At 66.2% G+C, this 23,898-nt stretch carries 18 protein-coding genes and 1 riboswitch; of the genes, 10 read left to right on the forward strand and 8 right to left on the reverse strand.

The window, feature by feature from the left end; genetic code table 11:
* Nucleotides 1-85: 85 nt before the first annotated feature.
* Both cobN and cobW read right to left on the reverse strand, forming a co-directional pair.
* On the reverse strand, nt 86-3,949 hold the full coding sequence (gene cobN, locus K6T12_RS05475; RefSeq protein ID WP_222220273.1) for a cobaltochelatase subunit CobN: 3,864 nt from the start codon (nt 3,947-3,949) through the stop codon (nt 86-88).
* 22 nt (nt 3,950-3,971) lie between these two features.
* Nucleotides 3,972-5,048, reverse strand: a complete 1,077-nt coding sequence (cobW, locus tag K6T12_RS05480) for a cobalamin biosynthesis protein CobW (protein WP_222220275.1) — start codon at nt 5,046-5,048, stop codon at nt 3,972-3,974.
* Between the two features lie 113 nt (nt 5,049-5,161).
* Here cobW and K6T12_RS05485 point away from each other — a divergent pair, with 113 nt between their 5' ends.
* Nucleotides 5,162-6,481 (forward strand): cobyrinate a,c-diamide synthase, encoded by a 1,320-nt coding sequence (locus K6T12_RS05485; RefSeq protein WP_222220277.1) that lies wholly within the window; start codon nt 5,162-5,164, stop codon nt 6,479-6,481.
* 29 nt (nt 6,482-6,510) lie between these two features.
* Here the strand turns inward: K6T12_RS05485 and cobO are convergent, their stop codons facing one another.
* From cobO to K6T12_RS05510, 5 genes are read right to left on the reverse strand one after another with little or no spacing between them, the layout of a single operon-like run.
* Nucleotides 6,511-7,134, reverse strand: coding sequence for a cob(I)yrinic acid a,c-diamide adenosyltransferase (gene cobO / locus K6T12_RS05490; protein WP_222220279.1), 624 nt, complete (start codon nt 7,132-7,134; stop codon nt 6,511-6,513).
* Nucleotides 7,127-7,855: a vWA domain-containing protein gene (locus K6T12_RS05495; protein ID WP_255611566.1), complete on the reverse strand. Its 729-nt coding sequence runs from the start codon at nt 7,853-7,855 to the stop codon at nt 7,127-7,129. Before K6T12_RS05495 ends, cobO begins: the two co-directional genes overlap by 8 nt.
* A complete protein-coding gene (locus K6T12_RS05500; protein WP_222220283.1) occupies nt 7,819-8,940 on the reverse strand; it encodes an ATP-binding protein in 1,122 nt (373 codons plus the stop codon). The genes K6T12_RS05495 and K6T12_RS05500 overlap by 37 nt, the downstream gene beginning before the upstream one ends.
* Before the next feature lie 16 nt (nt 8,941-8,956).
* On the reverse strand, nt 8,957-9,685 hold the full coding sequence (locus K6T12_RS05505; protein ID WP_222220285.1) for a CbtA family protein: 729 nt from the start codon (nt 9,683-9,685) through the stop codon (nt 8,957-8,959).
* Nucleotides 9,686-9,736: 51 nt separating this feature from the next.
* Nucleotides 9,737-9,922 (reverse strand): CbtB domain-containing protein, encoded by a 186-nt coding sequence (locus tag K6T12_RS05510; RefSeq protein WP_222220287.1) that lies wholly within the window; start codon nt 9,920-9,922, stop codon nt 9,737-9,739.
* Nucleotides 9,923-9,989: 67 nt separating this feature from the next.
* Nucleotides 9,990-10,148, reverse strand: a riboswitch (cobalamin riboswitch).
* Between the two features lie 279 nt (nt 10,149-10,427).
* On the opposite strand from K6T12_RS05510, the gene cbiB reads away from it, so the two are divergent.
* Together cbiB and cobD are read left to right on the forward strand one after the other, a co-directional pair.
* The gene (cbiB, locus tag K6T12_RS05515) at nt 10,428-11,369 is read left to right on the forward strand and encodes an adenosylcobinamide-phosphate synthase CbiB (protein ID WP_255611567.1); all 942 of its coding nucleotides are present in this window, start codon (nt 10,428-10,430) and stop codon (nt 11,367-11,369) included.
* The gene (gene cobD, locus K6T12_RS05520) at nt 11,369-12,382 is read left to right on the forward strand and encodes a threonine-phosphate decarboxylase CobD (protein WP_222220289.1); all 1,014 of its coding nucleotides are present in this window, start codon (nt 11,369-11,371) and stop codon (nt 12,380-12,382) included. The genes cbiB and cobD overlap by 1 nt, the downstream gene beginning before the upstream one ends.
* On the opposite strand, the gene bluB is transcribed toward cobD, so the two are convergent.
* Complete coding sequence (gene bluB / locus K6T12_RS05525) at nt 12,371-13,090, reverse strand: 5,6-dimethylbenzimidazole synthase (RefSeq protein ID WP_222220291.1); 720 nt, start codon at nt 13,088-13,090, stop codon at nt 12,371-12,373. The genes cobD and bluB overlap by 12 nt on opposite strands.
* Before the next feature lie 99 nt (nt 13,091-13,189).
* Here bluB and cobU point away from each other — a divergent pair, with 99 nt between their 5' ends.
* From cobU to K6T12_RS05560, 7 genes are all read left to right on the forward strand, one after another.
* Nucleotides 13,190-13,741, forward strand: coding sequence for a bifunctional adenosylcobinamide kinase/adenosylcobinamide-phosphate guanylyltransferase (cobU, locus tag K6T12_RS05530; protein WP_222220293.1), 552 nt, complete (start codon nt 13,190-13,192; stop codon nt 13,739-13,741).
* Nucleotides 13,738-14,802: a nicotinate-nucleotide--dimethylbenzimidazole phosphoribosyltransferase gene (gene cobT / locus K6T12_RS05535; RefSeq protein ID WP_222220295.1), complete on the forward strand. Its 1,065-nt coding sequence runs from the start codon at nt 13,738-13,740 to the stop codon at nt 14,800-14,802. Before cobU ends, cobT begins: the two co-directional genes overlap by 4 nt.
* A 20-nt stretch (nt 14,803-14,822) precedes the next feature.
* Nucleotides 14,823-15,485 carry a histidine phosphatase family protein gene (locus K6T12_RS05540; protein ID WP_222220297.1) on the forward strand — a complete coding sequence of 221 codons (663 nt, stop codon included), beginning with the start codon at nt 14,823-14,825 and terminating at the stop codon, nt 15,483-15,485.
* A complete protein-coding gene (locus K6T12_RS05545) occupies nt 15,482-16,240 on the forward strand; it encodes an adenosylcobinamide-GDP ribazoletransferase (RefSeq protein WP_222220299.1) in 759 nt (252 codons plus the stop codon). Before K6T12_RS05540 ends, K6T12_RS05545 begins: the two co-directional genes overlap by 4 nt.
* Nucleotides 16,241-16,251: 11 nt before the next feature.
* Entirely contained in the window at nt 16,252-16,722 is a 471-nt protein-coding gene (locus K6T12_RS05550) for a CreA family protein (RefSeq protein WP_222220301.1), read from the forward strand.
* Between the two features lie 38 nt (nt 16,723-16,760).
* Nucleotides 16,761-18,419 carry a cation:proton antiporter gene (locus K6T12_RS05555; protein ID WP_222220303.1) on the forward strand — a complete coding sequence of 553 codons (1,659 nt, stop codon included), beginning with the start codon at nt 16,761-16,763 and terminating at the stop codon, nt 18,417-18,419.
* 193 nt (nt 18,420-18,612) lie between these two features.
* Nucleotides 18,613-23,871, forward strand: coding sequence for an AAA family ATPase (locus K6T12_RS05560; protein ID WP_222220305.1), 5,259 nt, complete (start codon nt 18,613-18,615; stop codon nt 23,869-23,871).
* The last annotated feature ends 27 nt before the right edge of the window (nt 23,872-23,898 follow it).

Here is a 23,898-nt window from a genome sequence, read left to right on the forward strand (position 1 = left end):
GTACGGCAGTCTTTTTTGAATACCGCTTCTTTAAAGGCCGTTTTTTTCAATTTTTTCAGTACGGGCGGATTGTTCAGTCGGTCGTTCAACGGTTCTGTTCCAGTTGGTGTTCGCAGTCCAGCAGCAGGTTTTCCAGCATCTCGGCCTGCTCGCCGGGTTCGCGCCACAGGCCGCGCTGGATCGCCTCGATCAGCCGCTCCGCCATCTCGCGCAGCGCATCGGGGTTGTGTTGCTCGAGGAAGGCGCGGTTGTCGGCATCGCCAAGCAGGCTTTCACTGACCATCGCGTACTGGTAGTCGTCGATCAGGTCGGTGGTGGCGTCGTAGGCGAACAGGTAGTCCACCGTCGCCGCCATCTCGAAGGCGCCCTTGTAGCCGTGGCGGCGCATGCCGGCCAGCCACTTCGGGTTGTTGACCCGGCTGCGGATCACCCGGTTCAGCTCTTCCTTCAGGGTGCGGATCTTCGGCGCCGCCGGATTGCTGTGGTCGCCATGGTAGACCGCCGGCAGCCGGCCGCCAATCACCCGCGCCGCATTGCTCATGCCGCCCTGGAACTGGTAGTAGTCGTCCGAATCGAGTAGGTCGTGCTCGCGGTTGTCCTGGTTCTGCACCACCGCGTCGAGCTGGCCGAGCCGCGCCCGGAACGCGGTCCGCGCCTCGCTGCCCTCGTCCTGCTGGCCGTAGGCGTAGCCGCCCCAGTTGACGTAGGCCTCGGCCAGGTCGGCGGCGTCCTCCCAGCAGCGCTCGTCGATCAGCCCCTGCAGACCGGCGCCGTAAGCACCGGGTTTTGAGCCGAACACCCGCCAGCGCGACTGGCGGCGGGCCTGTTCGGCGTCCAGCCCCTGGTCGAGCAGCTGTTGGCGTTCGGCGGCGATCCGCGCGGCGATCGGGTTGCCGCCCGGTTCGTCGAACTCGGCCAGCGCCTGCACCGCCGCATCGAACAACGCGATCACCTGCGGGAAGGCGTCGCGGAAGAAGCCGGACACCCGCAGGGTGACATCCACCCGTGGCCGGCCCAGCAGCATCGTCGGGATGATCTCGAAATCGGTCACCCGGTTGGAGCCGGTCGCCCATACCGGCCGTACCCCGATCAGCGCAAAGGCCTGGGCGATATCGTCGCCGCCGGTGCGCATGGTGGCGGTGCCCCAGACCGACAGGCCGATCTGCTGCGGATAGTCGCCGTGCTCCTGCAGGTGGCGCAGCACCAGCTGCTCGGCCGACTGTTGGCCCAGTGCCCAGGCGGCCGGGCTGGGGATGCTGCGGCTGTCCACCGAATAGAAATTGCGGCCGGTCGGCAGCACGTCGAGCCGGCCGCGCGACGGTGCGCCGCTGGCGCCGGGCGGCACGAAGCCGCCGGCCAGGCCGTTCAGCAGCTGGCCGATCTCCTCGCGGGCGCTGTCGCGCAGTGCCTGCGCCAGCCGGTTGTGGATAAAGTCAAATAGTGCGGCAGTACTTGGCAGCGTGGATAACTCCGCCGCCAGCGCGTCCTGGCTGTGGATCAATTGGCTTATCAACAGCCGGGCGTAACGCTCCAGCCGCTCGCGGGTGTCGCCGTCGGTGCGCCACAGGCTGCTGTCCAGCGCCAGCAACGGCGCCGGTTTCGGCCCCTGCCAGGGCTGGCGGCCTTCGGCCAGCAGCGGGTCGAACTGGGGATCGAACTCGGTTATCCCCAGGTCCTCGGCCAGGGCATGCAGGATACCGGCATCCTCTGCGTTTCCTTTATCGCCTTCACCGCTTTTGCCGCCGTTGCCACGGGGCAGCCGGCTCAGCGCGATCAGCGTGTCGATCAACTGGTCGCCCTGCGGACAGACGCCGAAGCAGTGCAGGCCGTCGCGGATCTGCGCCTCCTTCAGCTCGCACAGGTAGGCGTCCAATTCGTTCAGCACCGCGTCATCGTTCTGCCGTTCTGCTTCGCTCAACGGCAGTTCGTCGATCAGGTGGCTCTGCTGCAGCCGCTTGAGAATCTCGCCGCGCAGGTACTGCTCGCGGCGGGCATCCAGCCCCAGCGCCTGGTAGTACTCGTCGACCAACAGCTCCAGCTGCTGCAGCTCGCCGTAGCTCTCGGCGCGGGTCAGCGGCGGCATCAGGTGGTCGACGATCACCGCCTGGGCGCGCCGCTTGGCCTGAGCGCCCTCGCCGGGGTCGTTGACGATGAACGGGTAGAGGTGCGGCATAGGCCCCAATGCGACATCGGGCCAGCACTGGCCGGACAGCGCCACCCCCTTGCCGGGCAGCCACTCCAGGTTGCCGTGCTTGCCGATATGGATAAAGGCGTCGACCCGGTAGTGGTGGCGCAGCCAGAAATAGAACGCCAAATAGCTGTGCGGCGGCACCAGGTCCGGGTCGTGGTAGTTGGCGGCCAGGTCGATATTGAAGCCGCGCGCCGGCTGGATGCCGACGAAGGTCTCACCGAGTCGGATGCCGGCGATCATGATCCGCCCCTGGCGTACCTTGGGGTCGTCTTCCGGCATTCCCCAGCGTTCCAATACCGCTTGGCGGCACTCGTTCGGCAGGGCGTCGAAGTGGCGCTGGTAGTCGGCCAGCGCCAGGCTCTGCTGGCAGCCGCGTAGCCACAGGCTGTCGGCGCTGTTGGTGACGTTGCCGAGCAGCTCTTTTACTAATGCGCTGCCGTCAGCTGGTATATCGGATACCGGATAACCGGCCCCGGCCAGCGCCCGCAGGATCTCGACGGTGGACTGAGGGGTGTCCAGTCCGACGCCGTTGCCGATGCGGCCGTCGCGGGTCGGGTAGTTGGCCAGCACCAGCGCGATCCGCTTCTCGGCGTTGGACTTGCCGGTCAGCGCCGCCCAGCGTGCCGCCAGCTCGGCGACGAACGCCGCCCGCTCGTTATGCAGTTCGAACTGGATGGCGTCGTACTGGCAGCGCTCGCTGCGCCCGGCCGCCTCCTTGAAGGCGATCGCCCGGCTGATAATGCGGCCGTCCATCTCCGGCAGGGCGATGTTCATGGCGATATCGCGCGCCCGCAATCCCCGGCTGAACTGCTGCCAGTCGTCGCGGCTGTTGGCCGCCAGCATCACCTGCAGTACCGGCGCGTTGACCGCGAACAACGGCTTCGGTGCGCCGGCCGCCGGTTGCGCCAGCGCGCTGGGCGAGCCGATCGCGAAGCTGGTGGTGTTCAGCACCACCTTGACCTCGGCCTGTGCCGCCAGCCGGTCGACCACTGCCTTGCATTCGGCGTCCTTGAGCGAGGCCACCGCCACCGCCAGTACCCGCAGGCCGGCCTGCTCCAGGCTGTGCATAAAGCCGTCAAACGCCCGCAGGTTGTCGTCCTGCAGGTGGCTGCGGTAGAACAGCAGCAGCGCCACCGGGCGACTATCGGCCTGTGGATACGCTTGGCGCCACTCGTCCAGGGTCGGCTGGCGCCACTGGCCGTCCGGCCCCGGTTGGCAGATCAGCGTGCGGGGCAGGGCGCGCGGCGGTGGCGGCTCCACCAACTGCGGCGCGAAGAAGCGCTGCTGCAGGTAGCGGAACAGATGATCGATATTGCCGGCGCCGCCCTCGCGCAGGTAGCGCCAGATCCGCTCTGCACAGTCGGCCTCGACGTTACCGGCCTCGGTCAGCTCCGGATCTGGCTGGTCGTCGCCGGGCACCAGCACCAGTCGGGCGCCGCTGCGGGCGCAGATCGCCTGCAGTTGCTCGACGCCGTAGGGCAGATAAGCCCTGCCGCCGAGCAGCGACACCAGGATCACTTTGGCCTGCTCCAGCACCCGGTCGGCGTAGAGGTCGAACGCCGCCGGTTTCATCAGGTGCAGCAGGTTGGCCAGCCGCAGGCTGGGATAGTCCGCCGGCAGCTGCTCGGCGCGACGCGCCAGCAGCGACAGGGTGCTGTCCTGGGCGGCCAGGATCACCAGCTCGGCGGCGGTTTGCTGCAGGTCGACGATGCCCTCGTCATCGTTGAACCCGCCCGGCTTGGCGGCCAGCAGATGCATCGTCCAGTCTCCTCCCGTCTGCTCAGAGCTCGGCGGTTTGCAGCCGGCGGCGCAGCGCCTCGGCATCCAGCTGCTGGCCGATCAGCACCACCTTGGTCTGGCGCGGCTCGTCGGCCTGCCAGAGCCGGTCGAAGTAGCTGTCCAGCCGTTCGCCGACCGCCTGCACAACCTGGCGCATCGGCTTGCCGTTGACCGCCGCGAACCCCTTGGCGCGGTAGATCGGTTGCTCGCGCAGCAGCTGCTGCAGGCTGTCGCGCAGCCGTTGTTCGTCCACCTCGCCGAGCGTCAGCGACAGCGAATCGAAGTCGTCGTGGGCATGGCGGTGGTGGTGGCCGTGGGCGTGGTGGTGATCGTGATGGGTGTGCAGCGCATCGATCCGCTCCTCGCTGGCCGCCTGCAGGCCGATGATCAGCTCGCTGTCGATGGCACCGTTCTCGATATGGGCGATCTTCACCGACGGTTTCACCCGCTCGCGCACCAGCTGTTCCACCTGGCCGCGCTGCTCGCCGTCCAGCAGGTCGTTCTTGCTGACCAGCACCAGGTCGGCGGAGTCGATCTGGTCGTCCAGCAGTTCGCGCAGGCTCGGGTCGTGGTTCAGACTGTCGTCGGCCAGCCGCTGGGCCTGCACCCGCTGCGGATCGGCGGCATAACGACCGGCGGCCACCGCCGGGCCGTCGATTACCGTGATCACCGCATCGACGGTGCAGTGCGCTTTCACCTCCGGCCAGTTGAACGCCTGCACCAGCGGTTTCGGTAGCGCCAGCCCGGAGGTCTCGATCAGGATATGGTCCAGCTCGTCGCGGCGGGCGACCAGCTGCTGCATCACCGGCAGGAACTCCTCCTCGACGGTGCAGCAGATGCAGCCGTTGGCCAGCTCGTAGATCTTGCCGGCCTCGCCGTCGCCGGCGGCGGACGCTTCCGGGCAGTCCAGCGGGCAGGAGCGGATCAGCTCGGCGTCGATATCCAGCTCGCCGAACTCGTTGACGATCACCGCGATGCGCTTGCCCTGGGCCTGCTTCAGCAGGTTGGCCAGCAGGGTGGTTTTGCCGCTGCCGAGAAAGCCGGTGACGATGGTGGCGGGGACTTTATTCAGGTTCATGCTGTTGTTCCTTGTGCGTCGGCGCCGGGCCGATCGCCTGTCAAAATCGAATAAGTGACACTACAAAACGGTATACTGACGTTTTGCTTTTTACCGATGAGGCGGCGAACCCGATGACCAACCTGCACGCCCGTTGCCCGGCGCTGATGATCGGCGCGGCGGGCTCCGGCCAGGGCAAGACACTGCTGACCGCGGCGCTGGCCCGGCTGCACCGACGCGCCGGCCGCAAGGTGCAGGTGTTCAAGTGCGGGCCGGATTTTCTCGACGGTACCCTGCATCGCCAGGCCAGCGGCCAGCCGGTCTACAACCTCGACCTGTGGATGCTGGGGGAGGCCCAGTGCCGCCGCTTGCTGGCCGAGGCCGCCGCTGACAACGACCTGCTGCTGATCGAAGGGGTGATGGGGCTGTACGACGGCAACCCCAGCAGCGCCGATCTGGCCGCAACCTTCCAGCTGCCGCTGGCCGCAGTGATCGATGCCCAGGGGCTGGCGCAGACCTTCGCCGCGCTGGCCCACGGCCTGCACGGTTTCCGCGACGGGCTGAACTGGCACGGAGTGATCGCCAACCGGGTCGGCAGCGGCCACCATGTCGAGCTGCTGCAGCAATCGCTGAGCGGGGCCCTGCCATTGCTGGCGGCGCTGCCACGCGATGCCAGGCTGCAGCTGCCGGAGCGCCACCTGGGATTGGTCAACGCCGCCGAGCTGGCCGAGCTGGACGCCCAGCTGGATATCGCCGCCGAGTTGCTGGCGGACAGCCGGCTGGCGCAGCTGCCGCCGGCGGTCGATTTCCGCGCCGGCGCGCCGCTGGCCGATTTTGATGGCGGTCGGCCGCTGGCCGGCAAGACCATCGCCATCGCCGAGGACCTGGCGTTCAGCTTCATCTACCGCGCCAACCGCCAGTGCCTGATACGGCTCGGCGCCGAGCTGGTCGGCTTTTCGCCGCTGGCCGACCAACCGCTGCCGGCGTGCGATGCGCTCTGGCTGCCGGGCGGTTATCCCGAACTGCATGCCGCCCTGCTGAGCGGCAACCATCGCAGCCGCGACAGCATCCGCACGGCGGCGCAGGCCGGCCTGCCGATCCTCGCCGAGTGCGGCGGGCTGCTCTACCTGCTGGACAGCCTGCAGACCGCCGACGGCGAGGAATGGCCGATGTGCGGTCTGCTGCGGGGCCGGGCGGCGATGCAGCCCCGCTTCCAGGCGATCGGCTTGCAGCAACTCAGCCTGGACGGTCAGACACTGCGCGGCCACAGCTTCCACCACTCGCGCCTCGACACCGATCTGCCGCCGCTGGCGCACTGCATCCGCCGGCGCAACGGCGCCGCCGGCGAGCCGATCTACCGGCACGGCGCAATCACCGCCTCCTACCTGCACGGCTACTTCGATTCGGCGCCGCAGCTGGTGGCCGACATCTTCAACGGCGAGCTGGCCGGCTAGCCGGCTACTCGGCACCGTGGCGCAACTCATTACCAGTCGATACCCGGCTGGGATTTGACCCCCTTGCGGAAGGCGTGGCCGTCGTCCTTGATGGTGCTGACGGTGTCGGCCACTGCCAGCAGCTCGTCGGCCATCACCCGGCCGGTCACCACCACGTTGACCATCCGGTGGCGGTTGGCCAGCGCCTCGGCCACCTCGGCCGCATCCAGGTGGCCGTACTTGATCATGTAGCTCAGCTCGTCGAGCACGATCAGGTTGTAGTCCGGGTTCTGCAACATCGGCAGGGTCAGCTGCCAGGCCTGGCGGGCGGCTTCGCGGTCCTTGTCGAGGTCCTGGGTCTCCCAGCTGAAGCCGTGGCCCATCACGTGGAAATCGACCTGCGGCAGTTCGCTGAAGAACTTGTATTCGCCGGTGCTGCCGCGCCCCTTGATGAACTGCACCACCGCGCAGCGCTGGCCGTGGCCCAGCGCTCGCGCCAGCATGCCGAACGCCGAGCTGCTCTTGCCCTTGCCGTTGCCGCGCAGCAGCAGCAGTACGCCGCGCTCCTCGGTGGCGGAGGCGATCCGCGCATCGACGATCTCTTTCTTTTTCTTCTGCCGTTTCAGGTAGCGCTCTTCACGCGCTTCGGGGCTGTCGTATTCCTGGTCACTCATTCTCTGTCTCCTGATTGTCTGTGGCGCCGGTCGCCGTTTGCAGGCTGTCGATATGCCGGTAGTCGGCGCCCAGCCGCGCGGCCAGCGTTCGGCAGCGGCCCAGCCGCACCGGCTGGCATTCGGTGTCGATGACCAATAGCGGCGCTTCGGGCGGCTGCAGCTGGTCCAGTGCCCGGCTGCGGCCGTCGCTCAGCAGGTAAAGTTGTATCTCGCAGCCCGGCTGGCGGGCGCGGGCCTGGCGGATAAACCGCTGCGCCTGGTTCATCGCCTCGGCCAGCGGGGTGCCGCCGCCGGCGCCGATCCGTTGCAGCAGCGGTGCCAGTCGTTTCGGCGCCCGCTGCAGTTTCAGCCGCCGCTCGACCCGCTCGCCGGCGAAGCTGAACAGCGTCAGCTGTTCGCGCTGCAGGTAGCAGTGCCGGCTCAGCTCGGCGATCACCCCCTTGGCCAGCGGCAGGCTGGCGGCGGCCGAGCCGGAGCTGTCCAGCAACAGCAGGTGCAGCCGCTGCGGCGCCGGGCGCTGACGCCGTTTCTTCAATTGCACCAGTTGTCGCTGGCGCAGGTTTTCAGCGGCCGACAAGGTCGCCGGCCAATCAATCCTTTTAATATCGCCAACTCTGTCGCCGCATTGCCGGCTCGGGCTTCCGCTGCGGCTACGACTTGCCCGGCCGTTACCGGCCGCCGGGCTCAGCGCTTTTTTGCCGCACGGGCCTCCCGCTGCCATTGCGGTTGCCACTGCGGTCGCTGGCCGGTTTGCTGCGGAGCAGCGGCGGGCTCGGCCGGCAGTGCGCCCCAGTCGCCTGCGCTCTGCTGTTGACTGCCGTTGCTCGGCGGAGGGTTGCTGTCGCCGCTATCGGGCGAGCTATCCGGCGCAGCATCCGCTGAGGGCGGTTGCTGCGGTTTTGGCGGCACCGGCTGATCCGTCGACTGGCGGCGGTGGGCCAACACCAGCTCGCTGACCGCCTCGATATGGCTTTCGTCAACCTGCACTGCGCCGGCCAGCGCGGCGGCGGCGCGGGCGGCCCGCCACAGGCAGATATCGGCGCGCAGGCCGTCCACCCCGGCCTCGGCGCAGCGCTCGGCGATCAGCCGCCGGTTGTCGCTATCCACCGCCACCTCCGGCAACAGCACCGAGGCCCGCCGCAGCTGATCGCGCAGCTGTTGTTGCTGATCTTGGTAGACAGCGCAGAACCCGGCCGGATCGTCGTCGAAGGCGATCCGCCGTTCGGTGGCTTCCAGTCGCTGCTCGATACTCAGTGGGCCGCCGCTGTCGACGAACAGGCCGAAGCGGTCCAGCAGTTGCGGGCGCAGCTCGCCCTCGTCCGGGTTCATGGTGCCGATCAACACGAAGCGGGCCGGGTGGCTGTGGCTGATGCCGTCGCGCTCGACATGGTTGATGCCGCTGGCACTGGCGTCCAGCAGCAGATCGACCAGCCCGTCGGCCAGCAGGTTGACCTCGTCGACGTAGAGCAGACCGCCGTCGGCGCGGGCCAGCAGACCGGGGCTGAACTGCAGCCGCTGTTCGGTCAGCGCCTGGTCGAAATCCAGCGAGCCGGTCAGTTTTTCCTCGCTGCAGCCCAGCGGCAGGTTGACGAACGGTCTTGTGCGTTCGCTCTTAGCCGCGTCAGGCTGATCGAGCAGATCGCCCAAGGCGCGGGCCAGGGTGGATTTGGCCGCGCCGCGTGGGCCGCTGATCAGCACGCCGCCGATCTTCGGATCGACCGCACAGAGCAACAGCGCCTGCTTGAGGTGCGGCTGACCAACGATGGCGCTGAACGGAAAGGTCGGCTGGCTATGGGTATTGGTCATGCCGCGCCCCGACCGCTCAGTATTGTTGCGGTTTGATATAGAACTTCACCGCCAGCGCGCTAAGCAGCGCCAGTGCCAGCCAGAACAGCAGATGGCTGATCGTGGTGGCGGTGATGAACTGGCTGTGCAGGCCGTGCAGCACCGTTACCGCGCTGTCCGGCTGACCGGGGAAACCGTGTTCCGCCGGCTGCGGCGCGCCCAGCAGGTGCGGCAGCGCCAGCAACGGCAGGGCGATCGTCTTGAGCGCCCCTGGAGCGAAAGCGGCGCAGGCCAGGCCGGCGCCGGTCAGTGCCACGGTCAGCAGCCACCAGAGCTGACGGCCATCCAGTTCGGCGGCCGCCATGCCGGGCAGTTCCGGTTCCAGCCCCAGAGTCGGGGCGCCGAAGAAGGTAATGAAACCGGCCAGCCCCCACAGCAGTCCCTGCTTGAGCTGCTGGTGGCGGCGGGCGCTCATCGCGCTGACCAGCACCATGGCGAAGCCGATCGCCAGCAGGCTGCTGGTCAGGTAGGTGTAGCCGCTGCGCTCGACGCCATCCGCTGGTCCCCAGGCTTCGTCGTTGCCGTGGCTATGACTGTGTCCGGCGGCTTCGCCATGATGATGCTTGGTCGGTGCCGCTTCGGGCAGCTCGAAAACCTCGGCTTCGATGATCAGCGGGGTGACCGCGAAATGTTGCAGGCTGGCCAGCAGCAGGCCGGCCAGGATGCCCACGGCCAGCGCCGCGGTAATGGTGCGTCGAAAAAGCATGGTTTTGTCCTGTTGATCAGGTGGCTGCGGCCAATCCGGCCGTCACCGGGTTCAGTGGCAGGGGAAGGCCGCGCTGTGGCGTGTATCGTGGGCGGCGTTATGCACCGCATCCATCGGCAGCATGCCGACAGCCAGCACGATAAACAGGCCGAGCGCCGCACTGGCGATCAACTGGAACGAGGAAGAAAGACGGCGCGCTTCGCTGGCGCTGCTGCCTTGGGAGGTAGCGACTGACATGAATAGATCTCCTCTGTGCCCACCCGCACATGCAAGGATTAAATTTCGGCCGGCTTGTCTAGCGGACGCGGCCACGTCTGTCGGGCTGGTATCGGACTTCGTACCGGCGCTAGCCGGTCATTCACCGTTGCGGGGGCAGTGCAGGATTAGCGCTGGGCGCACCTGCTTCCCAATTAAGTCAGAGCTGGAACAATGGAGCCCTGACACCCGAACGAGCGGATGGTAGCAGGGCGATTGTCATTCGCAAAGGAGTATTGCTCGCGTTCACTTGAACAGTATTAATCGCTGGCTGAATAATTTGCCGGTTGGCGACGGTTCAAGCGCTGCCGGATAAATGGCACACTGCCGCCGGTTTTTTTGAGGCCCGGTTTTTTTAGGCCCGGTTTTTTTAAGGGGCGATTTTTGCGGCCCGGCTGCTGGACGCTCAAGCCGCTGCGTATCGCATCGATAATGAATGCCCGCGCGCACCGGCCAATGGCTAGAAATGGATAGATAGGAACGGATATTGCTGCCGATTGAACTGCTACTGCCAACCCTGCTGCTCGGCGTCTTGCTGGACCGCTGGCTGGGCGAGCCGCGCCGTTGGCACTGGCTGGTCGGTTTCGGCCGGCTGGCCGGCTGGCTGGAATCTCGGCTCAATCGTGGCGGCGGTCGGTTGATCGGCGTGCTGACGTTGTTATTGGCGGTATTGCCGTTGCCGGTGCTGCTGCTCTGGCTGCACCTGCAGTGGGCCGGGCAGCCGTGGCTGCAGGCGCTGCTGGCGGCCGGTTGCCTCTACCTGGCGTTGGGTGGCCGCTCGCTGGTGGAACATGCCGAAGCGGTGGCCGTGCCGTTGCACCGGGGCGATCTGGCGGCGGCGCGCAAACGGGTCGGCTGGATCGTCAGCCGCGAAACCGCATCGATGGACGAGCGCCAGGTCAGCATCGCCACCGTGGAGTCGGTGCTGGAAAATGGCAACGATGCGCTGTTCGCGGCCCTGTTCTGGTGCCTGATCGGCGGAGCGCCGGCGGTGATCCTGTTCCGGCTGGTCAATACGCTGGATGCGATGTGGGGCTACAAGACCGAGCGCTACCACCGCTTCGGCTGGGCGGCGGCGCGGCTGGACGACCTGCTCGGCTGGCTGCCGGCCCGGCTGACCGCGCTGAGCTATGCGCTGGCCGGCGATACCCGCACGGCGTTGCGCTGCTGGCGCGATCAGGCCGCGGCCTGCGCCAGCCCCAACGGCGGCCCGGTGATGTGCGCCGGCGCCGGCGCGCTGAATGCACAGCTTGGTGGCACGGTGATCTATCACGGCAAGGCGGTGGAAAAACCGCCGATGGGCAGCGGCCGCTGGGCCGATGGCGCGGCGATCGACGGGGCGATCCGGCTGCTGCGGCGTAGCCTGGTGCTTTGGCTTGTAGCGGTGGCGTTGTTCAGTCTGCCGTGGCTCTCCGGGGGGACGCTCTGATGCAGCACCAGCACGGCGGTCAGCTGCGGGCGGCCGCTGAGAGATACGGCATTGCGCCGGCCGACTGGCTCGACCTGTCCACCGGCATCAACCCGCTCGGCTGGCCTGTGCCGCCGATCCCGGCCGAGGTGTTCAACCGGCTGCCGGAACCGAGCGAGTCGCTCGAACGGGCGGCCTCTGATTACTACGGCAACGCCAGCTTGCTGCATGGTGCCGGTTCGCAGCCGTTTATCCAGACCCTGCCGCAGCTGCGCCCGCCGGGCCGGGTCGGGTTGGCGGCGCTGGGCTATTACGAGCACCGTAAGGCCTGGCAGCAGGCCGGTCATCAACTGGTCGAGCTGGCTACGGAACAGATCGACGCCGCGCTGGCTGCGCTCGACGTGCTGCTGCTGATCAACCCGAACAACCCGACAGGCCAGCGCTACTGCCCGCAGCGTTTGCTGGCGTGGCATCGGCGGCTGGCGGCGCGCGGCGGCTGGCTGCTGGTGGATGAGGCCTTTATCGACAGCCGGCCGGACGGGTCACTGCTGGCCCGGATCGACGGCGACTGGCCCGACGGGCTGATCGTGCTGCGCTCGGTGGGCAAGTTCTTCGGCTTGGCCGGCATCCGCAGCGGGTTCATGTTCGCCAGCGTAGAGCTGCGCCAGCGGATGGCCGCGCGGCTCGGCCCCTGGGCGGTCAGCCATCCGGCCCAGTGGCTGACCGGGAAAGCGTTGGCCGACCGGGACTGGCAGCGCGAGGCCCGCCAGCGGCTGGCCGGGCAGGGCGCACGGTTACAGGCGCTTTTAAGTGCCCAGGGCTGGTACGGCGTCGAGTTGAGCGGCACCGATTACTTCTGCACACTGAGCTTCGACTGTGCCGAGCGGGCTGGGCAGCTTCATCGGCAGCTGGCGGAGAACGCGATACTGACGCGGCTGTTCGACCAGGCTGGGGTGGTGCGCTTCGGTCTGCCGGCAAGGGAGGCCGACTGGCAGCGCCTGGCGCAGGTACTGGCGCGGCTGTCAGTCGACTGAGAATGGCGGCTCGGCCAGCCGGTCCAGCAGTGCCTGCTGTTGCGGCTCTTGCGGCTCACCCTGCCAGCGCTCGAAGCTGACCAGTTCGCTCAGCGGCAGCCGTTGCCGCCAGCGTTTGAGCTGCAGCTCCGGCTGGTCGTGGAAGTGGCTGGTGTAGCCGAGGCAGAGGTAGGCGATCGGCACGATCCGGTCCGGAATTTGCAGGATCTCGTGCAGCGCCTCGGGGTGGATGATGCTGACCCAGCCGACGCCGATCCCTTCGGCGCGGGCCGCCAGCCAGAGGTTCTGTACCGCGCAGACGCTGCTGTACAGGTCCATCTCCGGCATCGTGGTGCGGCCCAGCACCACCGGCCCGGCGCGCTCGCGGTCGCAGGTGATGCAGATGTTCAGCGGTGACTCGACAATGCCCTCCAGCTTGAGCCGCTGGTAGTGCAGCGCGCGCTGGTCGTCGAACTGCTCGGCGGCTTCGGCGTTGGCCCGCAGGAACGCCTGGTGGATCCGGCGTTTCACCTCGGTTGAACGGATCAGCAGGAAGTCCCAGGGCTGCATGAAACCGACCGAGGGCGCGTGGTGGGCGGCCTGCAGCAGCCGGGCCAGCACCTCGTCGGGGATCGGCTCGGGCAGGAACTCGCCGCGCACGTCGCGCCGCTGGAAGATGGTTTTGTAGAGCGCGTCGCGTTCGTCGGCGCTGAACTGGTACTGGCTCATGGTGGGCCCGGTTTCGGCAGATGGCAGGCACCATAGCAGAAGCAGCCGGCCGGCGGAATTCTGGTACACTGCCAGCCATTGAAGTGGACGTAGTAAACGATGAAACATCTGATTCTGGGCGGCGCCCGTTCCGGCAAGAGCCGCTTCGCCGAGCAGCAGGCGCAAGCCTCCGGTCTGCCGGTGACCTACATCGCCACGGCGCAGGCCTGGGACGACGAGATGGCGGCCCGCATCCGGCGTCACCGCGATGATCGGCCGGACCATTGGCGCACTGTTGAGGCGCCGCTGAATCTGGCGGATACCCTGCAGCACGAAGCCCGGTCCGGGCAGCTGTTGCTGGTCGATTGCCTGACGCTGTGGCTGACCAACCTGCTCTGTGCCGAGAACGAAGCGCAGTTCGCCAGCGAGCGGCAGGCGCTGCTTGACTGCCTGGCGCAGCTGCCGGGCCAGCTGCTGCTGGTCAGCAACGAGGTCGGCCAGGGCATCGTGCCGGACAATGCCCTGGCACGCCGTTTCGTCGACGAGGCCGGTTTCCTGCACCAGGCGCTGGCGGCCCGTTGCGAACGGGTTTCTTTCGTGACCGCCGGCATTCCAAACGTTTTGAAAGACAATAGCATCCCGCAGACCGCCGCGGCAGGAGTATCCCGATGAGCGAGTTGAACAGCGCCACCGACTGGCTGCAGGCGCCGCTGGCGAGCGTCGACCAGGTGGCCGCCGACGCCGCCCGGGCGCGCCAGGACCAGCTGACCAAGCCGCCCGGCTCGCTCGGCGTGCTGGAGCGGCTGGCGATCCGCTTCGCCGGCTGGCAGGGCGCCGTCCGGCCGCAGCTTGAACGGCGCGCGGCGGTGATCTTCGCCGCCGACCACGGTATCGCCGACGAGGGCGTCTCGGCCTTTCCGCAGGCGGTGACGGCGGAGATGGTGCGCAACTTTGCCCGGGGCGGGGCGGCTATTTCTGTACTCTGCCGCCAGCACCGCTGCCGGCTGCAGGTGGTCAATGTCGGCACCCTGACCGAACTGGAGCCGCTGGACGGCGTATTGGATGCCCGTATCGCCGCCGGCACCGCCAACTTCAGCCGCCAACCGGCGATGAGCGCCGCGCAGTGCGGCCAGGCGCTGGCGGTGGGGCGCGATGTGGTCGATGCACTGGTCGACGACGGCCTGCAGCTGTTTATCGGCGGCGAGATGGGGATCGCCAATACCAGTGCCGCCAGTGCGCTGGCCTGTGCTCTATTGAAACAGCCGGCAGCGCGGTTCTGCGGGGCCGGCACCGGCCTGGATGGCGCCGGAATCAACCACAAGGCGGCGGTGATCGAGCGGGCACTGGCGCTGCACGGCGGCGTTGACGATCCGCTGGAACTGCTGCGCCGGCTCGGCGGTTTCGAGCTCGCCGCACTGGTCGGCGCTTACCTGCGCGCCGCCCAGCACGGCGTGCCGTCGCTGGTGGACGGTTTTATCTGCAGCGCGGCGGCGCTGGTCGCCAGCCGATTGCAGCCGGCGCTGAGCGACTGGCTGCTGTTCTCGCACCGCTCGGCCGAGCAGGGCCATGCCGGTCTGCTGGAAGCGCTCGGCGCCGAGCCGCTGCTGGCGCTGGAACTGCGCCTCGGTGAGGGCAGCGGGGCGGTGCTCTGCCTGCCGCTGATCGATGCCGCGCTGGCAATTCATAACGGGATGGCGACCTTCCACGAGGCCGGCGTCTCCAATCAGCATTAGCACCCGCAGGGAGGATAGGGGTGACTGAATTCAACGAGGTAATGGTGGATCTGCTGCGCCACGGCCAGCCCGAGGGCGGCAACCGGTTCCGTGGCAGCCTGGACGATCCACTCAGCGAAAACGGCTGGCAGCAGATGCAGGCCAGCGTCGGCGACTACCGCCAGTGGGACCGGGTGATCAGCTCGCCGTTGCGCCGCTGCCAGGATTTTGCCGCTACCGTCGCCGAACAGCTGGAGGTGCCGCTCTGCCTGCATGATGACCTGCGCGAACTGCACTTCGGTCAGTGGGAGGGGCTGACCGCCGCCGAGATCATCGCCCGCTTTCCGGGCCAGCTGGAAGCCTTCTGGCAGGACCCGGTCAGCCACTGCGCCCCCGGCGGAGAGGGGCTGCGAGAGTTCCGCGACCGCACCTGGAATGCCTGGCAGACGCTGCTGGAGCAGCACCGCGGCGAGCATCTGCTGGTGATCTGCCACGGCGGGGTGATCCGTACCATCCTCGGCCGTCTGCTGGGGATGCCGCTGAGCGCGATGCTGCGGATGGAGGTGCCCTATGCCGGCCTCAGCCGGGTGCGGATCAGCCGCTTTCATGATCAGGAGGGCAATCCGCAGGTGGGCCAGAACCTGGTCTGGCTGAACGGCTCGCTGGCGATTGCCGACCAGCTGGTGGAAGGCAATCCGCGATGACCCCGCTACAGATCGCCTTTTCGCTGCTGACCCGGCTGCCGATGCCGGCCAGCGCGCCGATCGACGATCAACTCTACCGCCAGCGCGCCGCCCAATCCTCCTATTACTACCCGCTGGTTGGGCTGGTGATCGGCGGTTTGTTGCTATTGTTGGCGGGCGGTCTGCAAACGCTTGCTGCACCACCGCTTCTGCTGGCGGCGCTGCTGCTGATCCTGTGGATCGGCCTGACTGGCGCGCTGCACCTGGACGGGCTGGCCGATAGCGCCGACGCCTGGCTGGGCGGTTTCGGCGACCGTGAACGTACCCTGGCAATCATGAAGGACCCGCGTTGCGGTCCGGCGGCGGTGGTGGTGCTGGTGGCGGTGCTGCTGTTGAAGTTCGCCGCGCTGGCGACCCTGGCCGAGAAACAACACTGGGGCTGGCTGCTGCTGACGCCGCTGCTGGCGCGTACCCTGCTATTGTTACTGTTCGTGCAGACCGATTACGTGCGCGAGAACGGCATGGGCGCGGCGCTGGTGGCGCTGCGCGGCAGCCGTGCCGGCTATCTGGAGATACTGCTGATCGGCCTGCTGGGGCTGGCGGCGGCCTTAGCGCTCAATCCGCTGGGTTGGCTGCCGCTGCTGCTGGTCGGGCTGGCCTACCTGCTGTTGCGACGGATCATGCAGCATCGGCTTGGCGGCACCACCGGCGATACCGCCGGCGCCCTGGTGGAACTGGTGGAAACGGTCTTATTGGTAGGTGCTGCGCTGATTTAAGGAGAAGGACGATGCGTAAGATTGTATTGGCGGCAGCAGCCCTGCTGCTGGCCGGCTGTTCCGATAACGAGGTGGGCGATGTCAGCCTCGGTCTGTTTACCACCAAGGATATCAAGGTGGAGATCGTCGACGATCCGATCGTCAGCGGGGTGACCTGCCATATCAGCCATATCGAGGCCAACCTGGACCTGGCCGACCCGTCCGATATGGGCATCGCCTGCCGCCAGACCGGGCCGATCACCAAGCAGATGCTCGACCGGATCGACAAGTCCAAGGGTGGGGAACTGGTGTTCAAAACCTCCAAGAGCGTGCTGTTCAAGTCGCTGAAAGTACGCCGTATCTGGGACCCGAAGAGCCGAACACTGATCTACATCAGCTACTCTACCAAGGAAGTGCAGGGCAGCCATAAACACTCGATGTCGACGGTGCCATTATGGGGTAATCCGGTCTGGCAGCAGTTGGAGACCTCCGACCCGTCCTGAGGCGCCGCCCGCTGCCGCATCTGCGCAGAGGTGTCTGAATGGATAATCTGATTACCCTGATCCTGATCTGTGCCGGCCTGTCGCTGGCGTTGAACGTGTTCCTGAAGCGGTTCGGGGTGGAATCGCTGATCGGTTATATCCTGACCGGCATGATCGTCGGTTTCGGCTTCCATCTGCAGCAGAGCCCGGCCCTGCAGACCATCGCCGAGTTCGGCGTCGCCTTCCTGATGTTCACCATCGGGCTGGAGTTCTCGCCCGAGAAACTGCGCCTGATGAAGCGCGAGGTGTTCCTTTACGGCAGCGGCCAGCTGCTGCTGACCAGCGTACTGTTCTTCGCCCTCGGCGAGTGGCTGTTTCAGGCCGAACGCTCGATCAACCTGATCGTCAGCCTGGCGCTGTCGCTGTCGTCGACCGCCATCGTGCTGAATTTGCTGACCCGCAGCCGCAAGATCAATCGCAGCTACGGCCGCAACGCGGTCGGTGTTTTACTGTTCCAGGATATCGCGGTGATCCCGATCCTGCTGATGGTGTCGATCCTGGCCGGCGGCCAGCAGGGGCTCGGCTCGCTGTTGCTGGATACCGCGCTGGATGCCTTGGTGGTGGTGCTGCTGCTGTTCCTTGGCGGCCGTTTCCTGACCCCGCACGTGATGGGCCAGGTGATCGGTACCCGCTCCAACGAGCTGTTCGTCACCGGGGTGCTGCTGTTCGTGGTCGGCTCCGCCCAGCTAGCCCACGTGCTCGATTTTTCCTATTCGCTGGGTGCCTTCCTGGCCGGCATGGTGATCGCCGAGACGCCCTACAAGCATCAGGTAGAGGCGGACCTGACGCCGTTCCGGGACCTGCTGCTGGGGGTGTTCTTCATCAGCGTCGGCATCCAGCTCGATCCGCTGTTCTTGGTATCCCATCTGCCACAAATTCTGACGGCGATGGCGCTGATCCTGTCGATCAAGGGGCTGGTGCTGCTGGCGCTGCTGCGGCTGTTCAACGGCACCCGTACCGCGTTGAAGACCGCCCTGTTGCTGGCGCAGACCGGCGAGTTCTCGTTCGTGATCTTCGCCATGGCGCAGCAGAACGGGCTGTTCCTGAACCCCGAGCGGGGCCAGGTGCTGATCATGGCCGTGGTGCTGACGATGATGCTGACGCCGTTCATCTTCCGCTATCTCGACCAGTTGATCGACTGGCTGCTGCCGACCGTGGAAGAGGTGCCGGATAACTCTGTCGAGGTCGACCGCGTCGCGGCGGACACGCCGTTCGTGTTGATCTGTGGTTATGGCGCCTTGGGCAAGGAGGTCGCCAGCCAGTTGACCGAGATGACGGTGCCGTTCGTTGCCGTCGAGCACGATGGACACACCTATCGCAGCGCCCGCGAGGCGGACGAGCCGGTGGTATTCGGTGATGCCGCCCGGGTGCAGCTGCTGGAAAAACTGCTGGTTGGTCAGGCCAGTGCCGTGATCATAGCGATGAGCAACGAAAGGCGCGCCATACTGGTGGCCCAGGCGGTCAATACCGTGGCGCCGGACCTGCCGGTCTTCGTCTATGCCGCCAGCGAGCAGCACCGCCAGCTGTTGCGTGATATCGGCGCCATCGGCGCGGTCGACGGGTTGAAACACAGCGCCTCGGTGCTGGTGGATCACTTCGTCGCCCATATGGACGCGCAACATCAGGCCGATGAAAAAACGACGGATCGTCGAATTTGAGCTATGTTTGATCGACACGGTTCTGTATTGTGCTGAATTACTTATAAAATGTAAGTCTATTTTGGGAGGTTGAACCATAGAGCGTCGCTTGCCGGCTTAGCTGCGGTCGGAGTTCTACTCGTCCGACAGGCTCAGTGCCTCATGGCCAGAGGCCGGCCTTCCCTAATTGCCGATGTAGAGAGAGGATTTCCGGATGTCTCAGTCTCAGGCAGAGCAGGTGCTGGTGGTTCGGGAAGGGACGTTTCAGCTGTTCCGGCAGAGGTTGCCGGACGACAGCTGCCGGTTGGTTCGCAGCGTGGCCCGCCGTTACCCTCCCAGCCGTGTCAATGAACTGCTGCAACATGAAGCGATGCTGCTGGAGCACCTGGCCGGAACCGATGTTCCGCGTCTGCTTTCCGCCGATCCGCTGATTGTCGATCAACAGCTCTGCTTCGAGGATATCGCCGCCGAACCGCTGCCGAACTGGCTGTGTCAGCCCGCCGATCTGCGCGCCAAGCTGAGCCTGGCGATCCAGCTGATGTCGGCCCTGGGACGGCTGCATGCCGCTAACGTGTTTCATCTGGCATTGCGACCCGAGGTGGTGCTCTATGACAGCCTGCGTCAGCAGGTCTGCCTGCTGGATTTCAGCAACGCACTGCACCAGCCGCTGCGTCAGCTGGGCAGCCACCGCGGCTACCTGACCGGCGGCACCCTGCACTATATAGCGCCCGAACAGACCCACCAACTGAGCCAGCCGGTCGATGGCCGCACCGATCTCTACGCCGCCGGCTGCATTCTGTATTGGCTGTTCACCGGCCAGCCGCCCTTTGCCGAGCTGAGCGGCAGCCAGTTGATTCATGCCCACCTCGTTCGCCGGCCGACTCCGGTGGCGCAGCGGGCACTGTTGCCGCCGGCGTTGGACAGCATCCTGTTGCGGTTGCTGCAGAAAGACCCCGACAAGCGTTACCAAAGCGCCCACGGGGTGGTGGCCGACCTGCGTCACTGCCTGGCCTGCCTGCTGACCGGCCAGCCAATGCCGATGAGCTTCAAACCCTGCCGACAGGATATTGCCGACCAACTGCATATTCCGCGTCGACTTTATGGCCGCGACGCGCCACTGAGTCAGTTGAAGACGGCATTGAACCGGGCTGCCGACGGCGCTGCCGAACTGTTGCTGGTGTCGGGCGAATCCGGTATCGGCAAGTCGGTACTGATCCGCGAAATTCAGCAGCCGGTTATTACCAACGACGGCCTTTTTATCGCCGGCAAATGCGACCAGTACCTGCACAGTCAGCCCTACAGTGCGCTGCTGCAGGCGCTGGGTGGTTTTCTGCGTCACCTGCTGACCTTGCCGAATGCCGAGTTGGCCCGCTGGCGAGAACAACTGCAGCTCAAGCTGGGCAGTGGCATTGCGGTGTTGCAGGAGCTGTTGCCGGAGCTGCGCCTGCTGACCGGCCCGCAAGCGCCGCTAACGAGCCTGGGGGCCGAGGAGAGCCAGAACCGTTTCAACCGGGTGTTGGTGCAGTTCCTGCAGCTGATCTGTGATACCGGCAAGCCGCTGGTGCTGTTTATTGATGACCTGCAGTGGGCCGATCAGGCCACCCTGAACTTGCTGCAGCGGCTGCTGAGCGAACCCGAGCTGCATCACTGCCTGCTGCTGGGCGCCTATCGCGATTGCGAGGCAGACCCGGTTGAAGCGCGGCTGCCGCTGCTGCAACAGGCTGAGCCGTCCGTGCTGCCGGTCAGCCATATCCGCTTGCGGGCGTTGAGCCTGGCTGACCTGACCGCGTTACTGGCCGATACGGTGCATCAGCCGGCGGAGCAGGTGGACGAACTGGCCGGGCTGATCTTTGCCAAGACCGCCGGCAACCCGTTTTTCGTGATCCAGTTCCTGCGCACCTTATACCAGGAGCTGCTGCTTAACTTCGATGCCCAGCGGCGCTGCTGGTACTGGTCGATCGACGAGATTCGCTGCCAGGGGATCTCGGACAACGTGGTCCGGCTGCTGGTGCATAAGTTGCAGCAACTGCCGGACAGCAGCCGGCAGCTGGTGCAGCAGGGGGCCTGCATCGGGCCGCAGTTTTCACTCGGCCTGCTCAGCGGCTTGAGCGGCATCTCCCGCCATGCGGTCTGGCTGCGGATGCAGCCGGCGCTCGACTTGGGGCTGTTGCTGCCGGTTGAGGAAAGCAGCCCGCCGCGACAGTTGCGCTTCATGCATGACCGGGTCCGGCAGGCGGCCTATGGCCTGCTGAGTCAGCAACAGCAGGCCCGGTTGCATCTGAAGATCGGCTATCAGTTGCTTCAGGAGACCACGGTCGAGGAACTGGACGACCACTGCTTCGATATCGCCGACCACCTCAACAGCGCCGTTTCGCTGATCGAACGGCGCGAACAGCAGCTGCAACTGGCGCGGCTGAACCTGCTAGCGGCCCGGAAAGCCAAGGAAACAGGCGCCTATCAGTCGACGCGAGACTACCTGGAACGGGGCTGGCTGCTGCTGCCGATCGGCCGGCGGCGGTCGGGGCTGGCGTTCGAACTGATGCTGGACCGGATCGAGGTGCGCTATCTGCTGGGCAAGCCTCAGCAGGCCCGGGTGCTGGCCAACCGGGCCCGGAGTTACTGCCATGACTGGTCGGCGCACACCCGGCTCGACCTGATCCTGATTACCCAGCTGACCCGGCTGGGCAAGCTGGAAAGCGCCATCGATTATGGCCTTGGTGCATTACGCCGGCTCGGCGAGCCGCTGCCGCAAGCCCCGCAGCAACCGGATCTGGAGCGGGCACTCAGCCAGGTCCGCCAGGCGTTGCGGTTCCGACCGTTTCGGCGGCTGGTGGACCAGCCGGAAACCGACGACCCGCGGGTGCTGGCGGCGCTGGAGGTATTGGTGGCAATGCAGCCGGCCTGCTACACGGCCGGCTCGCTGCTCTATCCGCTGACCGTGCTCGACCAGCTGCGGCTGATCATGGAGCACGGCAACAACCGCTACTCCACCTATGCGTTGATGGGCTATGCGTTGTTCTGCACCCGCCGGCTGGGCGATTACGCCACCGCCCGGGAAGCGGCCCAGCAAGCGATCCGGATGGACGAGCGGCTGCCCAATCCCCAGCTGCTCGGCCGTTACCATATGATCTACGCCAACTTCATCATGACCTGGCACAAGCCGTTGCAGAGCCTGGTGCCGATGCGCTATCAGGCGCATCAGGAGTGCCTGGAACTGGGCGATCACTACTGGGCGATCCATGCGTTGATCTTCGGTTTCTATGCCGACCTGCTGACCAGCCCCCGGCTGGCCCGGCTGCGGGAAAACTGCGATCAGCTGATCGCACTCTGCGAACGGATCAAGCAACCGGCCCAGGTCTATCTCTGTACCCTGCAGCGCAACCTGGTGCTCTGGCTGCAGGGCGAGTTGGACAGTCCCCACTCCCTGGATCATCAGGCCGGCTTCGAGGCCGGCGCGCTGGCCCACTTTACCGAGCACCGTTACATGTCCGGCCGCTATGAGCGCATCGTCGGCCGGCTGTTGCAGAGCTACCTTGACGGCCACTACCTGCAGGGGTTGGAGATCGCACTGGATCCCGAGTTGTCAGCGGGCGATCTGGATAAAGGCATCTTTCACGAGGCGGTATTCACGCTGTTCAGTTGCCTGTCGATCGTGGCGTTGAAGATCCGCTCACCGCAGTACTGTGGCGAGCGTTACGAGCAGCATCTGGCCGAGGGCGAGAAACTGCTGAAACGCTGGCAGAGTCACTGTCCCGACAACTTCGCCTCGGCCAATTCGCTGCTACAGGCGGAGCAGTACCAGCTGCAGGGCAAGGTCGAGCCGGCGTTGGTGCACTATGACCGTGCCATCGAACAGGCACGCCAGGCCGAGTTTCCGCTGTTGCATGCATTGGCCAACGAGCGTTGCGGCGAATTCTGGCAACGGCGCGGCAACATGCGCATTGCCGGCGCTTACCTGCAGGAAGCGGTCGATATCTATCGTGACTGGGGCGCGCGGGGCAAGGCGGCTTTGCTGCAGCGACGCCTCAACGCGCAGCAACAACCGGCGGCGCGCGAGTTGCAGATCCACGAACGGCTCGGCGACTGGCCCAGCCTGCTGGTCACCGAGCCGCAGGCGTTGATCGGTCGGTTGCTGCAGCGGGTGGCGGAATTCAGCGGTGCACAGCGAGCCTGCCTGTTCTGTTGGCAGCCGGCCGAGGCGCGTTGGCTGCCACAGGCCAGCCTGATCGAGGGGCAGCTGACGGAGGATGGACAGTCGCATCAGGAGCCTGTGCCGACCGGGCTGCTCAATTATGTCAGCCGTAACCGGGCCCTGCTGGTGCTGGATGAGGGAAGCGGCCAGCGCGAGTTCATGGCCGACCCCTATATACAGCAGCAGCGGCCGCGCTCGCTGTTATGTCTGCCGCTGACCGGCATCGACGACAGCGAACAGATTCTCTATCTGGACAGTCAGCACAGCGATCGTCTGTTCGGCGAGCCGGTGGTTCAACAGCTGGAGGTGTTCACCGGTCAGTTCGTCGTCGCCTACCAGCACAGCTGCCGGCTGCAGTGGCTGGAACAGCAGAACCAGTGCCTGCAGGCGCAGTTGAAGCAGCAGCACCGGCTGATCAGCGGCCAGCAGCAACGGCTGGATCTGACCCTGGCGGCACTGCCGCTGGCATTCGTGATCACCGGCTACGACGGCACCCTGGTGCAGTGCAACGAACAGGCGATGCGGTTGTTTCAGCTCAGCATCGACCAGCTCGATAACTACAACGCCCGCGACTTCTACGCCGATACCAAAGACCGGGCCCGGGTGATCCGGCTGCTGCAGAGCAACGTGCAGGTGCAGGGCTTCGAGTGCCTGTTGCGTAACAGCCGGGGCGAATCCTTCTGGGGGCTGTTCTCGGCCACTACCATCACCCTCGATGACAAGCCGCGCATCTTCGCCGCCATCAGCGATATCTCCGAACGCAAGCAGGCGGAGGAGACCCAGCAGCGGCTGGTCAATCTCGACCTGTCGACCGGGGTGCTCAACCGCGAAAGCTTCCTGCGGCGGGCCGAGCTGTCGCGGCGCGACCCATCGCAGGCGTATCTGCTGGCGGTGCTGGAGTTCGACCAGCTGAAGCGGATCAACCGGCAGCTGGGTCATGCGATCGGCGACGAGATGCTGTTCCGGCTCTGTCGCCAGCTGGAAACGCAGTTGGGCCCGCAGGACCTGCTGGGCCGAATCAGCAGCGACGAGTTCGCCCTGCTGCTAAGGGGGCCGTCAGGCGAAGCGGCCCGGCAACGGTTGCAGGCGATGGTCGGCCAGCTGCAGGGGGGATTGGAGCGGGAGCAGCGCCTGCAACTCAACCAGCAGCTGCGGCTGTCCGCCACCGACTGGCAGCCGGATGAGCCGCTGATGACGGCGTTGCAGCGGGCGTTGGGCGGGTTCGACAGCAGTGCTGCAGCCCGGCGGGGTGCAGCTCCGACGTTACCGCAGACAGAGTAGGGCCCGCTCTGTAACGTTCAGCCAACG

The organism is Marinobacterium arenosum, assembly GCF_019795155.1.
Classification (GTDB): Bacteria; Pseudomonadota; Gammaproteobacteria; order Pseudomonadales; family Balneatricaceae; genus Marinobacterium_C; species Marinobacterium_C arenosum.

Excerpts from the sequence above, each read along its gene's own strand:
- cobN (WP_222220273.1), bottom strand. The coding sequence starts at position 3,949 with ATGCATCTGCTGGCCGCCAAGCCGGGCGGGTTCAACGATGACGAGGGC.
- cobW (WP_222220275.1), bottom strand. The coding sequence starts at position 5,048 with ATGAACCTGAATAAAGTCCCCGCCACCATCGTCACCGGCTTTCTCGGC.
- K6T12_RS05485 (WP_222220277.1), top strand. The coding sequence starts at position 5,162 with ATGACCAACCTGCACGCCCGTTGCCCGGCGCTGATGATCGGCGCGGCG.
- cobO (WP_222220279.1), bottom strand. The coding sequence starts at position 7,134 with ATGAGTGACCAGGAATACGACAGCCCCGAAGCGCGTGAAGAGCGCTAC.
- K6T12_RS05495 (WP_255611566.1), bottom strand. The coding sequence starts at position 7,855 with ATGGCAGCGGGAGGCCCGTGCGGCAAAAAAGCGCTGAGCCCGGCGGCC.
- K6T12_RS05500 (WP_222220283.1), bottom strand. The coding sequence starts at position 8,940 with ATGACCAATACCCATAGCCAGCCGACCTTTCCGTTCAGCGCCATCGTT.
- K6T12_RS05505 (WP_222220285.1), bottom strand. The coding sequence starts at position 9,685 with ATGCTTTTTCGACGCACCATTACCGCGGCGCTGGCCGTGGGCATCCTG.
- K6T12_RS05510 (WP_222220287.1), bottom strand. The coding sequence starts at position 9,922 with ATGTCAGTCGCTACCTCCCAAGGCAGCAGCGCCAGCGAAGCGCGCCGT.
- cobD (WP_222220289.1), top strand. The coding sequence starts at position 11,369 with ATGCAGCACCAGCACGGCGGTCAGCTGCGGGCGGCCGCTGAGAGATAC.
- bluB (WP_222220291.1), bottom strand. The coding sequence starts at position 13,090 with ATGAGCCAGTACCAGTTCAGCGCCGACGAACGCGACGCGCTCTACAAA.
- cobU (WP_222220293.1), top strand. The coding sequence starts at position 13,190 with ATGAAACATCTGATTCTGGGCGGCGCCCGTTCCGGCAAGAGCCGCTTC.
- cobT (WP_222220295.1), top strand. The coding sequence starts at position 13,738 with ATGAGCGAGTTGAACAGCGCCACCGACTGGCTGCAGGCGCCGCTGGCG.
- K6T12_RS05545 (WP_222220299.1), top strand. The coding sequence starts at position 15,482 with ATGACCCCGCTACAGATCGCCTTTTCGCTGCTGACCCGGCTGCCGATG.
- K6T12_RS05550 (WP_222220301.1), top strand. The coding sequence starts at position 16,252 with ATGCGTAAGATTGTATTGGCGGCAGCAGCCCTGCTGCTGGCCGGCTGT.
- K6T12_RS05555 (WP_222220303.1), top strand. The coding sequence starts at position 16,761 with ATGGATAATCTGATTACCCTGATCCTGATCTGTGCCGGCCTGTCGCTG.
- K6T12_RS05560 (WP_222220305.1), top strand. The coding sequence starts at position 18,613 with ATGTCTCAGTCTCAGGCAGAGCAGGTGCTGGTGGTTCGGGAAGGGACG.